The following is a 2,381-nucleotide window of genomic DNA, read 5'->3' as shown; positions in this document are numbered from 1 at the left end:
GGACTCCGCCGGTCGTACGGCGGGCGAGGTCGCCGGTGCGGTACATGCGGCTGCCCGGCGGTCCGTAGGGGTCGGCGACGAAGCGTCCGGCGGTGGCCACCGGGCGCCCGAGGTAGCCGTGGGCGAGACCGGTCCCGGCGAGGTACAGCTCGCCGGTGGCGCCGGCGGGCATCGGGCGCAGGGCGGCGTCCAGGACGTAGGCGCGGGTGTTGTCGAGGGGGCGGCCGATGGGGACGGCGCCCGGGTCGGCTTCGGTGGGTGCGGTGGGTGCGGTGTGCTCGGTGGGCGCCGGAGAGGCGTGTGCGGTGTGCGGGACGTGTGCGGTGTGCGCGGTGGCGAACACCGTGGTCTCGGTGGGTCCGTAGCCGTTGACCACGACGGCGGCCGGGCAGTGTTCCTGGATCCGGCGCACGGTGTCCCTCGCCAGGACGTCGCCCCCGGACCACACCTCGCTGAGCCCCGAGAGGGCGTCGGGCGCGATCTCCGCGACGGTACGCAGCAGTTCGGGCGTGAGCATCAGCGCGGTGACCCGGCGATCGGGCACCACCCGCTTGAGCAGGTCGGGAGTGACGGCCTCGGCGGGCGCGACGACCACGGTCCCGCCGTTCAGGAGCGGGATCCACACCTCGTAGGTGGAGGCGTCGAACGTGTACGGGTTGTGGAGCAGCACCCGCCGGTGCGCGCCGCCCGCGAACCGGCCGTCGGCGGCCAGTTCGGTGATCGCCCGCTGCGGGACGACCACGCCCTTGGGCTCTCCGGTGGATCCGGAGGTGTAGATCACGCAGGCGGCGGACTCCGGATGGACCGGGACCGCTTCGAAGGACCCGGGTCCCGCGTGCTCCTCTCCCATGTCCAACACCGGCAGCTCCGGGGGGAGTCGGACCGGGAAGGCACCGAGGGTGAGGGCGAGGACGGGCGCCGCGGCCTTCACCAGCCGGGCCAGTCGCTCCGACGGCTGCGCCGGGTCGAGCGGCAGCCAGCAGGCCCCCGCCTTGAGGACCGCGAGCTGCGCGACGACCACGGACGCCGAGCGGGGCAGCAGCAGGGCCACCGTGTCCCCCGGCGCCACACCGGCCAGGACGAGCCGGGCCGCCAGCAGGTCCGACGCGGCGTCGAGCCGCGCGTAGCCGAGAATCTCGCCGTCGGTGTCGACAGCGGGCGCGTCCGGCGTCCGGGCCACCTGCGCGGCGAACCGCCCCGTCACGGTGGCGGGTTCGGCGACGGCGCGGGACGGTCCCGCCGCGAGGGCGAGCAGCCGGTCGTGTTCCGCCTGCGGAAGGGCGTCGATGTCCTGGGCCAACTGCTCGGAATTCTCCGCGAGTTGTTCCAGTACGCGGACGACGCCGCGGGTGATCGCGGTGGCGGAGATGCCCCGGCGGCAGCTCACCGACAGCAGCATCCGCTCCTCGGCGACGGCGGCGATGGTGACCGGGTAGTGGGTCGCGTCCGTCACCGTCACCAGGCGTACCGTGTCGGGCCCGTCCTGGGTCGGCGGCGCCTGCGGGAAGTTCTCGAAGGCGAGGATGGAGTCGAAGAGTTCACCGGCCCCGACGGTCCGCTGCACCTCGGCGACGCGGGCGTGGTGATGGGCCAGCAGGCGGGACTGCTCGTCCTGGATCCGGCGGAGCAGGTCCCCGGCGCTCTCGCCGTCCCGGAGTCGTACCCGTACCGGCAGGGTGTTGATGAACAGGCCCACCATGGACTCGACGCCCGGCAGGTCGTGCGGGCGTCCGGAGACGACCGCGCCGAAGACCAGGTCACGGGCGCCGGTCAGCCGGGCCAGGAGCAGCGCCCAGGCCACCTGCACGACGGTGTTGAGGGTGACGCCCGCCTCGGCGGCCCGGGCGGTCAGCGTCGCGGTGAGCGCGGCCGGCAGCCGCAGCTGGGTCCGGTCGGGCGCGGTGTCCGGGCCGTCCGGTGCCAGCAGCGCGGGCCGGTCCAGACCGTCGAGCGCCTCGGCCCACGCGGTGTCGGCCTTGTGCTGGTCCTGCCCGCTCAGCCACACCAGGTAGTCGCGGTAGGGCACGGGGGGCGGCAGCGGGCGGCCCGCGACCAGGGCCACGAGGTCCCGTTCGAGGATCGGCAGCGACCAGCCGTCGAGCAGGATGTGGTGGAAGGACACGATCAGTTCGGCGCCGGTGTCGTGCCGCAGGAAGGTGGCGCGGACCAGGGGCGGGCGGGCCAGGTCGAAACGGAGCGCGGCGTCCTCCCGCAGTACCTCCTCGGTCCGTACGGTGACCTCGTCCAGGCTCAGTCCGGTCAGGTCCACCTCGGTCCACGGCAGGCGGACGGCCTTCGGGACGACCTGGACGGGCCGGTCGAGGCGCTCGTGCCGGAAGCAGGCGCGCAGGTTGGGGTGACGGGCGAGGAGGGCGCCGGGA

At 74.5% G+C, this 2,381-nt stretch carries 1 protein-coding gene; it reads right to left on the bottom strand.

Going from position 1 to position 2,381, the window contains the following annotated elements:
- Positions 1–2,381, bottom strand: a 2,381-nt coding sequence (locus GT042_RS12535) for an amino acid adenylation domain-containing protein (protein ID WP_161308783.1), incomplete at both ends; no start/stop codon positions are given.

It is taken from the genome of Streptomyces sp. SID3212, assembly GCF_009865405.1.
In the GTDB taxonomy this organism is placed as follows: Bacteria; Actinomycetota; Actinomycetes; order Streptomycetales; family Streptomycetaceae; genus Streptomyces.
The sequence above is the reverse complement of the archived record's forward strand: the minus strand, read 5'-3'. Positions and strand labels throughout refer to the sequence as shown.